We start from the raw sequence: 17,516 nt of genomic DNA on the forward strand, positions 1-17,516 counted from the left end.
GATAAAAAGTCAGTCCTGTTTAACCGAGACCCGATGCGGTCGCAAAGCCTATTTTTTCTCAGTCGGCCAGCAGTTCCTTGGAAATGATCTGCTTCATGATCTCTGACGATCCGCCGGCAATCCGGGTCATGCGGTTATCCGCCCAGGCGCGGGCAATGGGATATTCCCACATATACCCGTATCCCCCGTGCAACTGCAGGCATTCGTCCAGAATTTGGCACAGGATTTCCGTGGATTGCAGCTTGGCCATGGCGGCGGTGTTGGCGTCCAGCTTGCCTTCCAGATGGGCGGACAGGCAGGTATCAACAAAGGCACGGATCATGACGGCCTGTGATTTTACCTCGGCCAGCTTGAACTTGGTGTTCTGGAAATCGGCAATGGACCGGCCAAAGGCCCGGCGTTCCTTGGTGTAGCTGACCGTCCAGTCAAGGGCGGCCTCGATAACAGAGGCGGACCGGAGGGCAATGACCAGACGTTCCTGCGCCAGTTGTTCCATCAGGTGATAGAAGCCACGCCCTTCCTGTCCCAGCAGGTTGGATTTTGGCACCCGGACATCATTGAAGAATAGTTCCGATGTGTCCTGCGCCTTGTAACCGATTTTCTCAAGGTTGCGGCCGCGATCAAATCCGGCACGGTCGCCTTCGACCAGAACAAGGCTGATGCCCTTTCCGGCGGCTTCGGGGTCGGTTTTACAGGCCACAACCACCAGATCGGCCAACTGGCCATTGCTGATAAAGACCTTCTGGCCGTTCAGGACATAATCATCCCCATCGGGAAGGGCGGTGGTCCGTATCCCCTGAAGATCGGAACCCGCGCCGGGTTCGGTCATGGCAACGGCGGCAATGACCTCGCCCGTCACCAGTTTGGGCAGCCATGTGCGCTTCTGTTCCTCGGTCCCGTAATGAAGGATATAGGGTGCGACGATTTCTGAATGCAGGTGAAAGGCCGGTCCGGTCGCACCAACGCGGGCGATTTCCTCGCAGAAAATGGCGCTGAACAAAAAGTCGGCGCCGGGCCCGCCATATTCTTCGGGGACCGTGCAGCAGAGAAAGCCGTTTTCCCCAGCCTCCCGCCAGATCTCACGGGGGACCTGCCCCGCCTGTTCCCATTCCTGATGAAAGGGGGCAATCCGTTCCTCGGAAAACTTGCGGGCCGCTGCCCTGAAAATGTGATGTTCTTCGCGAAAGATTGTGCGTTCCAGTGTCATGTCTCACCTTCTTGTTTTTGTTTTGTGCCTTGGTGGCAGAGACGTTTTTTAATCTTGAAGACTAATGAAGGCTTTTGCAATGGCGAACTGGATGTCCTCGTCTTCAGAAGAGGATGATGAGTATTCGATCAAATTGAATGGTATGGGAATTAGTAAAAGTGTTTCTGTATAGAATAGGTGAAATAAGAAATCATCAAAAATGTAAAAAATTTTTAAATGACTGGAATTTGTAAAAAAAACCGTTACTTTTGTCGTGTAGCAAAGATGCAGGCTGGTTGAAGCAATCGTTTTGTAGTGGTTGTTTCTGAATTTGGAAGATGGCGCTAATTAAAGCGATTTATACTGTTTTATTCTTCCATATTTGACATCTATTCGACCGAATGAACAAAAATGAATGTTTTGGTTGTTTAAAAACGCAAGTAGTCCCGCCTTAATCCAAAGAAAAAAACAGTAACGATATAGATAAAGCCAATTGGGAGTAGTTTTATGAAGGAAAGTATTTTACCTGCGGAGTCTGAAGAAAAACTTCATCCTCTGGTGGGAACGGTTCGCCGTCAGTTCGCGGAAGGGAAGATGGAACGCCGCGAATTTCTGCGTACCGTGACACTGCTGGGGGTCTCTGCCGGTGCGGCCTATGGCATGATCGGTCTGGCGGACCCGATGAATGAGGCCAGGGCCGAGACGCCAAAGAAGGGCGGGGTTTTGAAGGTTTCCATGGAAATCCAGGAAATGAGTGACCCGGCCACGTTCGACTGGATTCCGAAATCCAATGTGGCGCGCCAGATTTGCGAATTCCTGACCATTACCGGTCCTGACAACGTCACCCGCCCGTATCTTGCGGAAAGCTGGGACGTTTCCGAAGACCTGAAGACATGGACCTTCCATCTTCGGAAAGACGTGAAGTGGCACAATGGCGACCAGTTCAACGCCGATGATGTGATCTTTAACTTCAACCGCTGGCTGGACCCGGAAACCGGTTCGTCGAACCTTGGCCTGTTTGACGCCATGCTGACCGTCACCGGGGAAGGCGAGAACGCCAAGAAGCGGATGACCGAAGGGGCGGTTGAACGGGTTGATGACTTTACGGTTCGCCTGAACCTGAACTCACCTGTTCTGTCAATTCCGGAAAATCTCTACAACTATCCGACCATGATCGTTCACCGCAGTTTTTCCGGCGACCTGTCGAAAGAACCGCTGGGCACGGGACCTTTCACACTGGCCGATTTCAGCGTGGGTGAGAAGGCCATCCTGAAACGCGTTGATCAGCCCTATTGGGGCGGCGAGGTTTATCTGGACGAGATCCACTATTATGACCACGGGGCTGCATCCGCGGCCCAGATGGCGGCTGTGGCCTCCGGTCAGGTAGACATGAACTATGAAATCGATATTGCATCGCTGGGCATGGCGAAATCCATCGAGGGGACGACGGTTCATGCGGCCAAGACCGCTCAGGCCGGTGTCATGCGGATGCGGACAACCGAAAAGCCGTTTGACGATGTCCGGGTTCGCCGGGCGATCATGCTGACATGTGATACAAAGCCCTACAACGACCTTGTCTTCCAGGGGCAGGGCGATGTGGGCGAGCATCACCATGTGGCGCCGATCCATCCCGAATATTTCAAGCTGCCGGAAGTGAAGCAGAATATCGAGGAAAGCAAGCGACTGCTGGCCGAGGCCGGGTATCCCGACGGGATCGACCTGACCATCGATGTGGGCAACACCAACGGACCGTGGCAGCAGCAGGTTTGTGAAATCTTCAAGGAACAGGCCGCCGCCGCAGGCATCCGCCTCAACCTGAATGTCATGCCGGCGTCCAAATACTGGGATGTGTGGGATACAACACCGTTCGGCCTGTCCGCATGGACCCATCGCCCGCTTGGCACCATGGTTCTCAGCCTTGGCTATCGGACCGGTGTTCCGTGGAACGAGACGGCCTACAGCAATCCTGAGTTTGACAAGGCGCTGACCCATGCGGAATCGCTGGTGGATGTTGAAGAACGCCGCAAGGCCATGGAGAAGGTCGAGAAAATCCTGCAGGACGATGCGGTCATGGTTCAGCCGGTCTGGAACCCGACCATGTTCCTGGCCAGGAACAACGTCAAGGGGCTGAAAGCGCACCCGACCCAGTATCACCAGCTGAACAAGGTCTGGATCGACAGCTAGGAATGATGAAGGCAGGGGCGGTTTCGCCCTTGCCTTTCTTTGCCTTTTTTATTTCGCAGTAACCTGGAAAGAAATAACAGATGCTGGTATTGGCAGCAAAACGCCTGTTTTCCATGATTTTGATTATGGTAACGGTGTCCTTCATCCTTTTTGCCCTTTTTGAATCTGATAAATTCTCGGTCGCCGGCAAGGTCCTTGGGCCGTATTCATCGACGGAACAGCGGGAAATCTGGCTGGAAAAGAACGGCTATAACGAACCCTTCCTTGAACGGTATCTGACGTGGAGCCTGAATGCGGTGCAGGGGGATTTCGGGGATTCCATCCAACTGAAAGCCCCGGTGGCCGATGTTCTCTGGCCGCGGCTTGGCAATACGGCCATTCTGGCGGGGCTGGTGTTCGCCTTCATGATCCCGTTATCCCTGACCCTTGGGGTTATCGCAGGCATGAAGGAGGGGAGTGTTCGGGATCGCTCCATCTCGATTACGTCGGTTCTGACAACCTCGGTGCCGGAGTTTGCATCCGCAACCTTCCTGTCGGCGGTGTTTGTCTATTCCCTGAAATGGCTGCCGGGAACGTCGGCCATGATCAACGGCTTTTCCTGGGCTGAAATAGCCCTGCCGGTCATGGTTCTGGTATTGTACGGGTTTGGTTACATCGCCCGTATGACCCGCGCCTCAATGGTCGAGGTCATGACCTCCAACTATATCCGCACGGCGATCCTGAAAGGCATTCCCTATCGTCGGGTGATCCTGAGACACGCCCTTCGCAATGCACTGATCGCCCCGTTCACGGTGATTGTCCTGCAGATGAACTGGCTGCTTTCCGGGGTGATCGTGGTCGAGGTTTTCTTTGCCTATAAGGGCTTTGGCAAGCTGCTTCTGGATGCGGCCCTGTTCGGGGATATCTATGTGATCGAGGCCTGCACCCTTGTGGCGGTTTTTGTGGCCGTGTTCTCCCAGTTTATTTCGGATATTGGCTATACGCTTCTCAATCCGCGTATCCGGTTCAGTTAAGGGGAGGCTTTGATGACAGATCTTGCAAATAAACCTTATCCGCCGGCACCCGGTTTTCTGAAGACCCTGATCAGCAGCCTGTCGCTGCTGCGGGAAAGCCCGATTGCCATTGCCGGTTTCGTGTTGATTTTCGGCTGGATCCTGCTGGCCCTGCTGGCGCCGATCCTGCCGCTGTATGACCCCAACATCCCGCTGGAGCCGTTCAAGTTTCCCGGTGCGGCGGCGAAGGATGGGGGCACCTATTGGCTGGGCACCGACCATAAGGGACGGGATATCCTGTCGCGGATCATTTTCGGTGCGCAGCAGGTGCTTGTCTGGGCCACACTGGCGACGGCGGTGGCCTATGTGGTCGGGATGGCCATGGGGGTTGTCGCGGGCTATCTCGGTGGCTGGTGGGACGAGGCAATTTCCTTTATTGCCAATGTGTTATTGTCCTTTCCTGTTATGGTGCTCTATATCGTCATTGTGTCCTATATGGGGGCGACGGGCCTGAATATCGTGCTGGCGGTGACCTTTGCATCGGCGCCGGGGATCATGCGTATCGTCCGTGGGCTGGTGCTTGATCTCAAGACCCGGGATTACGTCTTCGCCGCCCAGACACGGGGCGAAAGCACCCTCTATATCATGCTGATTGAACTGTTGCCCAATGCGCGGGGGCCGCTGATCGTGGATGCCAGCCTGCGCCTTGGCTATACCACCATCACCATTGCCATGCTGGGCTATCTTGGTCTTGGACTGCCGCCACCAGACCCTGACTGGGGTAAAATGATTTCCGAGGCACAGCCGCTTGGCAGCTTTGCTGGCTATATGGCCATTGCCCCGGCTGTGGCAATTTCATCTCTCGTTCTCGGGTTCAACCTGCTGGCCGATGGCCTGCGCGAGATTTCGATGAAGGATTAATGGATCATGAGTGAAACGCAACCAATTCTGGAATGCCGCAACCTGTGTATTTCCTATACAACGCGGTCCGGCGAGGTCCCGGCCGTGGTGGATTTCAACCTGAAAGTCATGCCCGGGCAGGGCATTGGCCTTGTGGGGGAATCCGGCTGTGGCAAATCCACCGTGGCGCTTGCGATCATGCAGTATCTTGGCAGTAACGGTTACATCAAGAGCGGGGAAATCCTGTTCAAGGGCCGGGACATGCGCGAGATGAGCGAAGAGGAGCTCCGGTCGATCCGGGGTTCCCGCATTGCCATGATCTATCAGGAGCCGATGGCCTCGCTGAACCCGTCCATGAAAATCGGCGAGCAGTTGATGGAGGTCCCCCTCTATCACGAGGACATCAACCGCGAAGAAGCGGCACAGCGCAGCTTCGAGATGCTGGAGGCGGTCAAGCTGCCGGACCCGACCCGGATCATGGGGGCCTATCCCCACCAGTTGTCCGGCGGTCAGCAACAGCGTGTGGTGATTGCCATGGCGTTGTTGTCCAAGCCGGACCTGTTGCTTCTGGATGAACCGACAACGGCGTTGGATGTGACGGTCGAGCGGGGGATTGTGGACCTGATCAACGAGATTTCCGCAGAGTTTGGAACCTCGATGATTTATATCTCCCACAATCTGGGTTTGATCCTGGATACCTGTGACCGGGTTACGGTCATGTATTCGGGAGAGGCCGTCGAGGAGGGCACGGTGCAGCGGGTGTTCACGCATATGCGCCATCCCTATACCCACGGCCTGTTCGCCACGATCCCGTTGCCGGGAACAGACAAGAACGAACGTCCCCTTGTTCCCATTCCGGGACAGCTTCCGCTGCCACATGAGCGGCCGCAAGGCTGTTATTTCGGGCCGCGCTGCGCCTTCTTTGAGGATGGGGTTTGTAACGGGGACCATGTTCCCATGTCCACCGTGGCGGAGGCCGAGGGACATTATGTCCGCTGTGCCCGCTATGCCGATGTGAACTGGGAAGATCATGATCACGAGGCGGTCGCCACCAAGTCGGTCAAATCCGGCAAGACCGTACTTCAGGTCGAGAAGCTGAAGAAATATTACGAGGTCGAGGAAGACCCGTTCATGGCCATGCTGAGCGGCTCTGAGGCGCGGCAGGTGAAGGCCAACGAGGATTTGAGCTTTATCGCCCGCGAGGCGGAAACGGTGGCCATTGTCGGCGAGTCCGGTTGCGGTAAGTCCACCCTTGCCAAGGTCCTGATGGGGCTGGAGGAGGCCACGTCGGGCCGGGTGATCCTGAACGGCAAGGAACTTGGCAAGACCGATGTTCGAAGCCGCGAGGCCGAGACCGTGAATTCCCTTCAGATGGTATTCCAGAACCCGTTTGACACCCTGAACCCGTCCCATACCATCGGCAGCCAAATCGGCCGTGTGATCAAGAAGTTCGGCATTGAGACGGACAAGAACAAGATCCGCGAGAAGGTGGGGGAGCTTCTGGATATCGTCAAGTTGCCACGGGAATTTGCCAACCGGCGACCACGGCAATTGTCCGGTGGCCAGAAACAGCGGGTCGGGATTGCCCGCGCCTTTGCCGGCAATCCGTCGGTGGTAATCGCGGACGAGCCGGTTTCGGCACTGGACGTATCGGTTCAGGCGGCGGTGACCGGCCTTTTGACAGAAATCCAGAACGAGTTGAAAACCACCCTGATCTTCATCAGTCACGACCTGAGTGTGGTTCGCTATCTGTCGGACCGGGTGGTGGTCATGTATCTGGGGCATATTGTCGAGCAGGGCGAGACAGAGCAGGTCTTTGCACCGCCCTATCATCCGTATACAGAGGCCCTGTTGTCGGCGGTTCCCATCGCTGATCCTGAAGTACAGCAGAAGCATATCGTGCTGGAAGGGGATATCCCGTCGTCGGTCAACCCGCCGTCCGGCTGTCCGTTCCATACCCGCTGTCCCCGGAAAATCGGTCGGATCTGCGAAACCGATGTGCCGCCTGTCAAAACCATGGAGGCCGGGCACAAGATCGCCTGCCATCTTGAGGACGATGTGCTGAACGGGATGGAACCGGTGATCACCATGCCGGATGACGCGGGCGAAGCGCCGCAGAACGCCGAAGTCGGTTAAGGGCACCGGATCGCCGCCGGTTTTACCCTTTATTTACCCTGAATTGTTATGAATTTCCCCATTGATAAATGTCAGTGGCACGAGGTTCATGACAATTCAGGCGGTTTCTTCATCGGACATTTATGTGGTGCAAACCCAGTTCGATGGCGCGTGGCGAAGTTTCAGGAAATATGTGGGGCAGGACAAAGCCGTGGACCTTGCCGAGGAACTGGCCCGTGAATGGGGCCAGCGGCGCGTGCGCATTCTGGTCGGACGGTATGATCCTGAAACGCAGCGTCGCCGGTACACGGCCTTTTCCAGCGAAATGATCGAACACTTTGGCGGCAGGGGCAGGAAAGCGCCTTGGGCCAACCGGTTGGCGCGCCCATTTGCCGGGCGCAAGGCGATGCTGGGGACATCGGTTGCGGGCGGAGCCCTTCTGCTGGCGGCGCTGTTGGTGGGCGGACTGGCGTTCTCCCCCCTATCACAGGCTGACAATAGCGGGCAGGGGGCACCGGCACAGGCCGCCCCTGAAAAAGGTGAAGCCGAGGGTGTGTCCCCGCTGGAAGCGCGTTTTTCAGAACTGACCCGGCGCAGCTATTCAAGGCCGATCCGTCTTCCCCATGTGCCTGTGCGCCTGCAGGGGGACTGGAGCCGGAACTGCCTGTCGGGTATTCAGGAATATCAGATCAAACAGGATACCCTTGTGCGGTTTGAAGGGGCGCTGGCACTGGATGCGCCGCTGTCCTCTGTCCTGCAATCGGGGCAGGTGTACGGATTGCTGACCGGAGGCGGGGAGTTGCGCGTCTTTGAAATGGTGGGCGTGGATCGCCTGAAGGCGGTTGGGGTGGTGACGGCCAGTGGCCTGTTTACCCCGGCAGCGGACGGGCCGGAACTGCATCGCTGTCTTTAGGAGCAGGTTGATAGGCCCTTTTAAAGGGTCAGGACGGCCGGGAAGCCCGCAACCGTCCTGTTTTTCTGTAGGGAATTTCCGCCTAGACGTGGAAGGAGGAGCCGCAGCCGCAGCGCCCTTTCTCGTTCGGGTTCTCGAACGTGAAGCGGGACTGAAGACCTTCTTCCAGCCAATCCATTTCCGTGCCCTGAACATAGGGAATGGCGTCCTGATTGATCAGTAACCTGACATCGCCGCTTTCCACGATGGCATCATCCGCCTTTTCATCGGTGGCATAGTCCATGGTGTAGCTGAGACCATTGCAGCCGGTATTGGTGATCCCGATCCTGAGCCCAATGGGGGTATCGGCACTTTGGGATAACAGGGTGCGAATGCGGGCAGCCGCCTTGTCCGTCAGTGTCATAATCTGTGTATCACTCATAACAAACCCTTCCATCCTACTAAAACATACCAAGATCAAGTTTTGCCGCTTCGGACATGTTGTCCGGTGTCCACGGCGGATCCCACAGGATTTCCACCTCAACCTCGCCAATCCCGTCCACCGGGCTGACCGCATCCCTGACCCAGTTCGGAATTTCACCGGCAACCGGGCAACCGGGGGCAGTCAGTGTCATGCCGATATAGGTATTCCCGTCGGCATCAATATCAATGACATAAATCAGGCCCAGATCATAGATGCTGACCGGTATTTCCGGATCGAACACTGTCCGCAGCGCCGCAATCACCGGTTCCTCCAGCGGGGAGGAACTGGTTCCCTCCACATAGGGGCCGGTGGCCACGGGTCGTTCTATTTTTTCCATTGTCGTCATAACCGTTCACATCACTTATTCGGTTGTCGCTTCGTGGTTGCCTTTCAGGGCCGCCTCAAGGGCATGCCAGGACAGGGTGGCGCATTTCACACGCATGGGAAAGGCCTTGACCCCGGCCAGAACCATCAGCTTCTCGGCCTCTTCATCGGCGCCCAGTTCTTCGGTTGCACCGGTCACCAGATCATGAAAAGACCGGAACAGGGCATGGGCCTCGTCGGCAGTTTTTCCCTTCACAAGTTCTGTCAGCATGGACGCGGAAGCCATTGAAATGGCACATCCTTTTCCTTCAAAGGCTGCTTTTTCAATAAGGCCGTTTTCGTTCAGGGTGAGGAACACGTCAATCGTGTCGCCGCAAAGCGGATTGTATCCATGCGCCTCGCAGGTAACCGTCTCGGGCCGTCCAAAGTTCCGGGGATGCTTTGAATGGTCAAGAATGACTTCCTGATAAAGTTCCCTGAGCGTGTCCTGCATTAGCCGAAGAACTCCTGAACCATCTGGATCGAGGCGACAAGGGCGTCGATATCCTCGTGGTTGTTATAGAGCGCGAAGGACGCCCGCACCGTGGACGGTACATCGTAGAAGTCCATCAGCGGCTGGGCGCAATGATGCCCCACACGGACGGCAACGCCGCTCTGGTCCACAATTGTGCCGATGTCATGGGGGTGAATGCCGTCCATGACAAACGAGACAATCGCCGCCTTGTTCCGGGCCTGCCCGATAATGCGGACAGAATTGATTTCCCGCAGCCGTTCCGTGGCATAGGCCAGCAGGGACTGTTCGTGCGCGGCGATCTTGTCGAACCCGACACTGTTCATATAGTCGATGGCGGTGCCAAGGCCGATGGCCTGAACGATGGGCGGTGTGCCTGCCTCGAACTTGCTGTGGCCGGTGGCGTAGGTGGTCTTTTCAAAGGTCACCCGGTTGATCATGTCCCCGCCGCCCTGATAGGGGGGCATTTTCTCCAGCCATTCAGACTTGCCATACAGAACACCAATGCCGGTCGGGGCAAAGACCTTGTGACCGGTAAAGACATAGAAATCCGCACCCAGTTCCTGAACATCCACCTTCATGTGCGGCATGGCCTGAGAGCCGTCGATCAGGACCGGAATGCCCTTGTCATGGGCCGCCCGGATCACATCCTTCACCGGGACAATGGTGCCGATCGCGTTGGAGATATGCGTAACAGCGACGATTTTGGTCTTCGGACCGAGGAGCTTCAGATACTCCTCCATCAGGAATTCGCCGTTTTCGTCGATGGGGACCGCCTTGACAGTGGCGCCGGCTTTTTCGGCGGCCAGTTGCCACGGCACGATGTTGGAGTGATGCTCCAGATAGGACAGAAGGATTTCGTCGCCGGGCTCAAGGGCAAGACGACCAAAGGAATCCGCCACCAGATTGATGGCTTCTGTCGTGTTCTTGGTGAAGATGATCTCGTCCAGACTGGCCGCATTCAGATGGGCGCGAACGGTTTTCCGCGCCCCTTCATACAGCTCGGTGGATTGCTGGCTGAGATAGTGAACACCCCGGTGCACATTGGCATAGGTTTCGGCATAGGCCTTGTGGACCGCATCCAGCACGACCTTTGGTTTCTGGGCGGACGCGCCGCTGTCCAGATAGGTCAGGCGCTTGCCATGCACGGTTTCCCCGAAAATGGGGAAATCCTTGCGGATGCGCTCGATATCAAGTGGTGTCATGTCGTTCATGATTTCCTATGCCTCGGACAGCCAGTGACGGGAAAGGCCGTCGAAATAGACTTTCACCCGTTCGTTGCCCACGGTTTCCAGCACATCGGCCAGAAACGCCTCAATCAACATTTTCCGGGCGGATGCCAGCGGAATACCGCGAGATTGCAGATAGAACAGGGCCTGTTCGTCCAATTCACCGGACGTGGCTCCGTGGCTGCATTTCACATCATCGGCGTAGATTTCCAGTTCCGGCTTGCAATCCACGGCGGCATAATCGGACAGCAACAGCGCCTTGCTGAGCTGATCACCCGCCACATGTTGTGCATCCGGGAAAATATGGATTTTCCCCTGAAACACGCCGTGGGCATGATCGTCCAACACGCCTTTATAGACCTGGCTGCTGTTGGTGTCCGGCACCCGGTGCTCGGTCAGGGTGGTGGTGTCGCAATGCTGGGACCCGCGCATCAGGTAGGCACCGTTGAGGTGGCTTTCCGCCTCGCGCCCCAGAATACGGGTGGTCAGTTCGTTGCGGGACAGTTTCGCACCGATGGACAGGGAAAAGTTCCGGTAATCGGCCCGTTCCGCCAGTTCGGCATCCGTGAAGGCAAGGTGGAAGGCCTCAGGGCTTTCCGCTTGCAGTTTGTAATGGTCGAGACGGGCATCCGCCGCGAGCGAGACTTCCGTCACCGGATTGCTGAAATAGGCGCCGGCCCCCACATGCCGCTCCAGCAGGGTCAGGGAACTGCCCTCTGCCAGTGTGATCACGTTGCGAAGGTGGCGACCGGTTTCCTGATCGCCTTCACTGCGGAAGGTGACGACCAGAATGTCGTCCAGAACCACCCCTTCCGCGACAGACAGCACAAGGCCATCTTCCATGAAGGCGGTGTTCAGGGCCAGAAAGGCCCGCTTTTCCTGGGATGGGAAAGACAGCACCGTCCCGTTTCCGAGACTATCCGCAAGCGAGGTTACGCTGATCCCTTCCGGCAGACCGTCCAGACGGCTTTCCGCCGCCGAGAAACGACCGTTCACGAAGACCATTTCGAAGCGGGCCTCAAACGGCTGGTCCGGGATGGCGGGGGCCGGGGCCGGGGCGACCCGACCTTCATTCGCAGTGGGCTTGGTCAGGGCCGTCAGGTTGGTGAATTTCCATTCCTCGACCTTCCGGTGCGGAAAGTCGAGGGCGGCAAACGCCTCAAGGCCCGCTCGGCGAAGGTCGCTCACGCTTCGATTGTCGGCGCCGGGCAGTTGCCGGGCGGCCGTGTCAAAGCGGTCGATATACCGTTGGGCGAGGGGGGTAAGAGAGCTCATGATTGTGTCCTTTTTGCAGTATCGGCGCGTTATGCGGCGCTGATGGCTGCATACCCTTTTTCCTCAAGTTCCAGTGCCAGGGACTTGTCGCCGGATTTGACGATTTTGCCGTCGGCCAGCACATGGACAAAATCCGGGACGATATAGTCAAGCAGACGCTGATAGTGGGTGATGACAAGCGCGGAGCGTTCCGGGCTGCGCAGACGGTTGACGCCATCGGCGGCCACCTTCAGGGCGTCGATGTCGAGGCCGGAGTCGGTCTCGTCCAGAAGCATCAGTTTCGGCTCCAGCAGGGCCATCTGCAGAACCTCGTTGCGCTTTTTCTCGCCGCCGGAGAAGCCCACATTCACGGCCCGCTTCAGCATGTCGTCCTTGATCCCAAGCTCGGCGGTTTTCTCACGGACCAGCTTCAGGAATTCCATGGCGTCCAGTTCTTCCTCGCCGCGGAATTTCCGCTGCGCGTTGAGCGCCGTCTTCAGGAAGGTTGCCGACGGAACGCCGGGAATTTCAACCGGGTACTGAAAGGCGAGGAAAATACCGTGGCAGGCCCGCTCGTCCGGGGACAGGGCCAGAAGGTCCTCGCCCATATAGGTTACGGAACCGCCGGTCACCTCATAGCCTTCGCGTCCTGACAGGACGTAGGACAGGGTGCTTTTACCCGCGCCGTTCGGGCCCATGACGGCATGGATCTCACCGGGGTTGATGGTGAGGTTGATGCCTTTCAAAATTTCTTTTCCGCCGATTTCGGCACGGAGATCTTTAATCTCTAACATAGTCCAGCTCTTAACTTCTTTCGCGGCAGGGTAAGCCTGCCGAATTGGTTATCCCGATATTATCCAACGCTGCCTTCAAGGCTGATGCCCACCAGCTTCTGTGCCTCGACCGCAAATTCCATGGGCAGTTTCTGAAGCACTTCCTTACAGAACCCGTTTACGATCAGGGCCATGCTTTCTTCTTCGGAAAGCCCCCGCTGCTGGCAATAGAACAGTTGTTCCTCACTTACCTTCGAGGTGGTTGCCTCATGCTCGATCTTGGCGGTCCGGCTCTGGTTCTCGATATAGGGAACCGTGTGGGCGCCGCATTTGTCGCCAATAAGAAGGCTGTCACAAACCGTATGGTTACGGGCATGGTCGGCCTTGCGGCCCATACGGACCAGACCGCGATAGGTGCTTTGTGCCCGGCCGGCGGAAATGCCCTTGGAAATGATCGTGCTGGAGGTGTTTTTCCCCAGATGGATCATCTTGGTGCCCGTATCCGCCTGTTGCAGGTTGTTGGTGATGGCAATGGAGTAAAACTCGCCAATGGAATTATCCCCCTGCAGGATGCAGGACGGGTATTTCCATGTAATGGCAGAGCCGGTTTCCACCTGTGTCCACGATACCTTGGCGTTCTTGCCGCGGCAGGCGGCCCGCTTGGTCACGAAGTTGTAGATACCACCAACCCCGTTTTCGTCGCCGGGATACCAGTTCTGGACTGTGGAATACTTGATTTCCGCATCATCCAGAATGACCAGTTCGACAACAGCCGCGTGAAGCTGGTTCTCGTCCCGCATGGGGGCGGTACAGCCTTCAAGATAGCTGACATAGCTGGCGTCATCGGCAATGATCAGGGTCCGCTCGAACTGCCCGGTCTGGGCGGCGTTGATGCGGAAATAGGTGCTCAGCTCCATCGGGCAGCGCACCCCTTTCGGGATGTAGCAGAAGGAGCCGTCCGTAAAGACCGCAGAGTTCAGCGCGGCGAAGAAATTGTCCGTGTAGGGCACGACCGATCCAAGATACTTCTTCACCAGTTCCGGGTGGTTCTTGACCGCTTCGGAAATGGGGCAGAAAATCACGCCTTCCTTTTCCAGACGCTCGCGGAAGGTGGTGGCGACGGAAACGCTGTCAAACACGGCGTCAACCGCCACATTGGCAGCACCTTCAACACCGGCCAGCACTTCCTGTTCCTTGAGGGGGATGCCCAGTTTCTCGTATACGGCCAGCAATTCCGGGTCGACTTCATCAAGGCTTTTCGGCTTGTCCTTGGTTTTCGGCGCGGAATAGTAATAGATATCCTGATAGTCGATCTTGGGATAATCCACCTTGGCCCATGTGGGCTCTTCCATGCTCAGCCAATAGCGGTAGGCCTTCAGGCGCCATTCCAGCAGCCATTCCGGTTCTTCCTTCTTCGCCGAGATGAAGCGGACAATATCCTCGCTCAGGCCGATGGGAGCGGTTTCGGCCTCGATATCGCTGACAAACCCGTATTTGTATTTTTCGGAAACAGACGCTACCTGCTCCACGGTTTCCTGGCTAACAGCCATCTTCTACTCCGTAACATTGGCGGCGGAAAGGGACGTATCGGTGCCCTTCGCCACATGGGTAAGAGGTTTCTGTGTGTCGTGGCACATATCGGCGAGGGTAACTTCCTCCATCGCCGCATTGATGGCACGATTGATTTTTTCCCAGCCACCCCGCATGGGGCAGTTGGTCTCCACCGAGCAATCAAGGTCACTGCCGTCCACGCAGGATGTCACAGCGACAGGCCCTTCCAGAACACGGACGATTTCCGCCACGGACACGTCTTTCGGCTTCCGGTCCAGACGATAGCCGCCATGGGCACCCCTGAGGGATGTCAGCAGCCCGCCCTTGGCCAGAATACGAAGCACCTTGGCCGTGGTCGGCACGGTCAGGCCCGTATGCAGGGACAGGTCAGGCGCATTCATGATGCGGCCCTCAATCCTTGCCATTTCGGACATGATCACGACACCGTAATCCGTCATTTTGCTCAGTTTGATCATCTTAAAATCTATATCGTACTAAAATGGTCTCATATCAAGGGGTATATCAGACCAATTTAGTTTTGTATATAAAAAGACAGGCTTGTGAAGGCAAGCGGGGAATGCTGCGCTGCGGCAGAATCGGCAGGGGCAAAATGCCGACGAAAGATTGCTCCATTTTTCCGTTACAAACAATTCATTAGTTGCGCAAATCCGGGTACTTGACGAATTTGTCCATTAGGTTCTTGCCTCTTTAGAAAGTTGTGGCATAGGGTGGTGGAATCAAAAAACAATAATAATAATAAATGATTCAACGGCGGCACCTGAAAACAGGGTCGGCGTCTGACTGGGAATAAAAACAAGAGTTTAACAGGGTGGCATCAGGAGGTGCCTTGATGGAATATTTTGTTCAGCAGTTGATCAACGGGGTAACCTTGGGGTCAATTTACGGCTTGATCGCGATCGGTTACACCATGGTTTATGGGATTATCGGCATGATCAACTTCGCCCATGGTGACATTTTCATGGTGGGTGCCTTCATTTCTCTTATTGTGATTACGGCATTGGGACTGACCGTATCAACGGGGCTTGGCCTGACCTTTGTGGCACTGATCCTTGTGCTGGTCTGTGCCATGATCATTGCGTCGGCCTATGGCTGGACGCTGGAACGGCTTGCCTATCGGCCGTTGCGGGGGTCTTTCCGTCTGGCGCCGCTGATCACGGCGATCGGCGTCTCCATCGTTCTTCAGAACTACATCCAGATTGCGCAGGGTGCGCGGGTCAAGCCGCTTCAACCCATCATCACGGATGGCTATACCCTGATGACCAAAACCACCGAGGCCGGTGAGTTTGTGGTGCAGATTTCCAATATCCAGATCCTGATCATCTCGGTGACGGTTATCCTGATGGCCGTGTTCTCGCTGATCATCGCGAAAACATCCCTTGGCCGGTCGCAGCGTGCCTGTGAACAGGACCAGAAAATGGCATCGCTTCTGGGGATCAATGTGGACAAGACCATTTCCACCACCTTTGTCATGGGCGCCGCGCTGGCCGCTGTGGCGGGGCTGATGTTCCTGCTTTATTACGGGGTGATCGATTTCTTCATCGGCTTTGTGGCCGGTGTGAAGGCCTTTACGGCGGCGGTTCTGGGAGGAATTGGCTCGTTGCCGGGGGCCATGCTGGGCGGCTTGGTGATCGGCCTGATCGAAACCTTCTGGTCCGCCTATTTCTCGGTCGAATACAAGGATGTCGCCGCGTTTGCCATGTTGGCAATCGTTCTCATTTTCCTGCCGCAGGGTCTTCTCGGTAAGCCTGAGGTTGAAAAAGTATAATGGGAACAGCGAAGATGTCGAGTGGAGGGCCTGCGCCGGGGACTGACCTGGCGCAGATCTTCAAAGATCTGGTTGTGACCTTTTTGCTGGCCGCAGCCATTTTCGGAACCACCATTGCCTTTAAAACGGAAACCGCGATTGGCGGGCTGACGCTGGAAACCCATTACGGGTTGGCGGCCGCCGTGGTCGGGGTCGTTGTTGTGGGCCGGTTTATCCTGTGGATGACGGTCTGGCGCAAGCGCACCGTCGCCGTCAGTGTGGTGCCGGGCGGTCTCAAGCAGGCCATCGTCGGGAAACTGGGGTTTCTTGGGAAATATTTCGGGCCGACCATGCTTTTATTTGCGCTGGTCTTTCCGTTCCTGCCGTTCACGGACCGCTATCTCCTTGATCTGGGTATCCTGATCCTGACCTATATCATGTTGGGTTGGGGCCTGAATATCGTGGTCGGGCTGGCCGGTCTTCTTGATCTTGGCTATGTGGCCTTTTATGCCATCGGTGCCTATTCCTATGCGCTGCTGGCCCAGTATTTTGGCCTGTCTTTCTGGATATGTCTGCCATTGGCCGGCATTCTGGCGGCCTTTTGGGGCATTATCCTCGGTTTTCCGGTGTTGCGTCTACGGGGCGACTATCTGGCCATTGTTACGCTGGCCTTCGGGGAAATCATTCGGGTGGTCCTGCTGAACTGGTATCAGTTCACTGGCGGACCGGACGGGATTTCCGGTATTCCCCGGCCGACCTTCTTCGGCCTGCCTTTCAAGCGGGGCGAGGGGAATTTTGCAGATTTCTTCGGTCTGGACTATTCGTCCATGCACCGGATCATCTTCCTGTATTTCCTGATCCTGCTTCTGGCGCTGGTGACCAACTTTGTGACCAACCGGTTGCGGCGCCTGCCGCTTGGCCGGGCGTGGGAAGCGCTGCGCGAAGATGAAATCGCCTGCCGGTCCATCGGGCTGAACACCACCCTGGTGAAATTGTCCGCCTTTGCGACCGGGGCCATGTTCGCAGGCTTTGCCGGATCGTTCTTTGCGACCCGTCAGGGCTTTATCTCGCCGGAAAGTTTCACCTTCATTGAATCCGCGCTGATCCTTGCCATCGTTGTTCTCGGTGGCATGGGCAGTCAGGTGGGCGTGGTGATCGCGTCCATCGCCATGATCGGCGGCTTCGAGATTTTCCGCGAGGCGGAACAATTCCGTATGCTGATTTTCGGGCTGGCCATGGTTGTGATCATGGTGTGGCGTCCCCGCGGTCTGATTTCCACCCGTGAACCGTCCATCTTCCTTGTCAGGAAGAAAAGCGTTTCCGCCGATATGGTGGCACAAGGGGAGGGGCACTGAC

Annotated in this window: 16 protein-coding genes; 7 read left to right on the top strand and 9 right to left on the bottom strand. The window is 56.5% G+C overall.

Annotation, left to right across the window (positions count from 1 at the left end; all coding sequences use genetic code 11):
• Positions 1–58: 58 nt before the first annotated feature.
• A complete protein-coding gene (locus FQB27_RS10775) occupies positions 59–1,207 on the bottom strand; it encodes an acyl-CoA dehydrogenase family protein (protein WP_169561060.1) in 1,149 nt (382 codons plus the stop codon).
• 486 nt (positions 1,208–1,693) lie between these two features.
• On the opposite strand from FQB27_RS10775, the gene FQB27_RS10780 reads away from it, so the two are divergent.
• The 5 genes from FQB27_RS10780 (at position 1,694) to FQB27_RS10800 (ending at position 8,290) form a co-directional block, all read left to right on the top strand.
• Positions 1,694–3,370 carry an ABC transporter substrate-binding protein gene (locus FQB27_RS10780; RefSeq protein WP_169561061.1) on the top strand — a complete coding sequence of 559 codons (1,677 nt, stop codon included), beginning with the start codon at positions 1,694–1,696 and terminating at the stop codon, positions 3,368–3,370.
• A gap of 80 nt (positions 3,371–3,450) precedes the next feature.
• Positions 3,451–4,383, top strand: coding sequence for an ABC transporter permease (locus tag FQB27_RS10785; protein ID WP_169561062.1), 933 nt, complete (start codon positions 3,451–3,453; stop codon positions 4,381–4,383).
• Positions 4,384–4,395: 12 nt separating this feature from the next.
• Complete coding sequence (locus FQB27_RS10790; protein ID WP_206374562.1) at positions 4,396–5,283, top strand: ABC transporter permease; 888 nt, start codon at positions 4,396–4,398, stop codon at positions 5,281–5,283.
• Between the two features lie 6 nt (positions 5,284–5,289).
• The gene (locus FQB27_RS10795; protein ID WP_169561063.1) at positions 5,290–7,398 is read left to right on the top strand and encodes an ABC transporter ATP-binding protein; all 2,109 of its coding nucleotides are present in this window, start codon (positions 5,290–5,292) and stop codon (positions 7,396–7,398) included.
• Positions 7,399–7,486: 88 nt separating this feature from the next.
• Positions 7,487–8,290 carry a class I SAM-dependent methyltransferase gene (locus tag FQB27_RS10800; protein ID WP_169561064.1) on the top strand — a complete coding sequence of 268 codons (804 nt, stop codon included), beginning with the start codon at positions 7,487–7,489 and terminating at the stop codon, positions 8,288–8,290.
• 82 nt (positions 8,291–8,372) lie between these two features.
• Here FQB27_RS10800 and FQB27_RS10805 read toward each other — a convergent pair whose 3' ends face one another.
• The 8 genes from FQB27_RS10805 to FQB27_RS10840 are packed head-to-tail and all read right to left on the bottom strand — an operon-like array spanning position 8,373 to position 14,871.
• The gene (locus FQB27_RS10805) at positions 8,373–8,711 is read right to left on the bottom strand and encodes a HesB/IscA family protein (protein ID WP_206374564.1); all 339 of its coding nucleotides are present in this window, start codon (positions 8,709–8,711) and stop codon (positions 8,373–8,375) included.
• Between the two features lie 19 nt (positions 8,712–8,730).
• The gene (locus FQB27_RS10810; protein ID WP_169561065.1) at positions 8,731–9,090 is read right to left on the bottom strand and encodes an SUF system Fe-S cluster assembly protein; all 360 of its coding nucleotides are present in this window, start codon (positions 9,088–9,090) and stop codon (positions 8,731–8,733) included.
• Between the two features lie 24 nt (positions 9,091–9,114).
• Positions 9,115–9,570, bottom strand: coding sequence for a Fe-S cluster assembly sulfur transfer protein SufU (gene sufU / locus FQB27_RS10815; protein WP_169561066.1), 456 nt, complete (start codon positions 9,568–9,570; stop codon positions 9,115–9,117).
• Entirely contained in the window at positions 9,570–10,793 is a 1,224-nt protein-coding gene (locus FQB27_RS10820; RefSeq protein WP_240953474.1) for an aminotransferase class V-fold PLP-dependent enzyme, read from the bottom strand. Before FQB27_RS10820 ends, sufU begins: the two co-directional genes overlap by 1 nt.
• Positions 10,794–10,808: 15 nt before the next feature.
• Positions 10,809–12,092, bottom strand: a complete 1,284-nt coding sequence (sufD, locus tag FQB27_RS10825) for a Fe-S cluster assembly protein SufD (protein ID WP_169561068.1) — start codon at positions 12,090–12,092, stop codon at positions 10,809–10,811.
• A 29-nt stretch (positions 12,093–12,121) separates the two neighbouring features.
• Positions 12,122–12,865: a Fe-S cluster assembly ATPase SufC gene (gene sufC / locus FQB27_RS10830; protein ID WP_169561069.1), complete on the bottom strand. Its 744-nt coding sequence runs from the start codon at positions 12,863–12,865 to the stop codon at positions 12,122–12,124.
• Between the two features lie 59 nt (positions 12,866–12,924).
• Complete coding sequence (sufB, locus tag FQB27_RS10835) at positions 12,925–14,394, bottom strand: Fe-S cluster assembly protein SufB (RefSeq protein ID WP_169561070.1); 1,470 nt, start codon at positions 14,392–14,394, stop codon at positions 12,925–12,927.
• 3 nt (positions 14,395–14,397) lie between these two features.
• Complete coding sequence (locus FQB27_RS10840) at positions 14,398–14,871, bottom strand: SUF system Fe-S cluster assembly regulator (protein WP_169561071.1); 474 nt, start codon at positions 14,869–14,871, stop codon at positions 14,398–14,400.
• A gap of 374 nt (positions 14,872–15,245) precedes the next feature.
• Here FQB27_RS10840 and FQB27_RS10845 point away from each other — a divergent pair, with 374 nt between their 5' ends.
• Together FQB27_RS10845 and livM are read left to right on the top strand one after the other, a co-directional pair.
• The gene (locus tag FQB27_RS10845) at positions 15,246–16,181 is read left to right on the top strand and encodes an ABC transporter permease subunit (RefSeq protein WP_169561072.1); all 936 of its coding nucleotides are present in this window, start codon (positions 15,246–15,248) and stop codon (positions 16,179–16,181) included.
• A 14-nt stretch (positions 16,182–16,195) separates the two neighbouring features.
• Positions 16,196–17,515, top strand: coding sequence for a high-affinity branched-chain amino acid ABC transporter permease LivM (gene livM / locus FQB27_RS10850; protein ID WP_169561073.1), 1,320 nt, complete (start codon positions 16,196–16,198; stop codon positions 17,513–17,515).
• Position 17,516: the final 1 nt, after the last annotated feature.

The sequence above is a fragment of the Sneathiella chinensis genome (assembly GCF_012720115.1).
Classification (GTDB): Bacteria; Pseudomonadota; Alphaproteobacteria; order Sneathiellales; family Sneathiellaceae; genus Sneathiella; species Sneathiella chinensis.

Coding starts and splice junctions, on each gene's coding strand:
- FQB27_RS10775 (WP_169561060.1), bottom strand. CDS start 1,207: ATGACACTGGAACGCACAATCTTTCGCGAAGAACATCACATTTTCAGG.
- FQB27_RS10780 (WP_169561061.1), top strand. CDS start 1,694: ATGAAGGAAAGTATTTTACCTGCGGAGTCTGAAGAAAAACTTCATCCT.
- FQB27_RS10785 (WP_169561062.1), top strand. CDS start 3,451: ATGCTGGTATTGGCAGCAAAACGCCTGTTTTCCATGATTTTGATTATG.
- FQB27_RS10790 (WP_206374562.1), top strand. CDS start 4,396: ATGACAGATCTTGCAAATAAACCTTATCCGCCGGCACCCGGTTTTCTG.
- FQB27_RS10795 (WP_169561063.1), top strand. CDS start 5,290: ATGAGTGAAACGCAACCAATTCTGGAATGCCGCAACCTGTGTATTTCC.
- FQB27_RS10800 (WP_169561064.1), top strand. CDS start 7,487: ATGACAATTCAGGCGGTTTCTTCATCGGACATTTATGTGGTGCAAACC.
- FQB27_RS10805 (WP_206374564.1), bottom strand. CDS start 8,711: ATGAGTGATACACAGATTATGACACTGACGGACAAGGCGGCTGCCCGC.
- FQB27_RS10810 (WP_169561065.1), bottom strand. CDS start 9,090: ATGGAAAAAATAGAACGACCCGTGGCCACCGGCCCCTATGTGGAGGGA.
- sufU (WP_169561066.1), bottom strand. CDS start 9,570: ATGCAGGACACGCTCAGGGAACTTTATCAGGAAGTCATTCTTGACCAT.
- FQB27_RS10820 (WP_240953474.1), bottom strand. CDS start 10,793: ATGACACCACTTGATATCGAGCGCATCCGCAAGGATTTCCCCATTTTC.
- sufD (WP_169561068.1), bottom strand. CDS start 12,092: ATGAGCTCTCTTACCCCCCTCGCCCAACGGTATATCGACCGCTTTGAC.
- sufC (WP_169561069.1), bottom strand. CDS start 12,865: ATGTTAGAGATTAAAGATCTCCGTGCCGAAATCGGCGGAAAAGAAATT.
- sufB (WP_169561070.1), bottom strand. CDS start 14,394: ATGGCTGTTAGCCAGGAAACCGTGGAGCAGGTAGCGTCTGTTTCCGAA.
- FQB27_RS10840 (WP_169561071.1), bottom strand. CDS start 14,871: ATGATCAAACTGAGCAAAATGACGGATTACGGTGTCGTGATCATGTCC.
- FQB27_RS10845 (WP_169561072.1), top strand. CDS start 15,246: ATGGAATATTTTGTTCAGCAGTTGATCAACGGGGTAACCTTGGGGTCA.
- livM (WP_169561073.1), top strand. CDS start 16,196: ATGTCGAGTGGAGGGCCTGCGCCGGGGACTGACCTGGCGCAGATCTTC.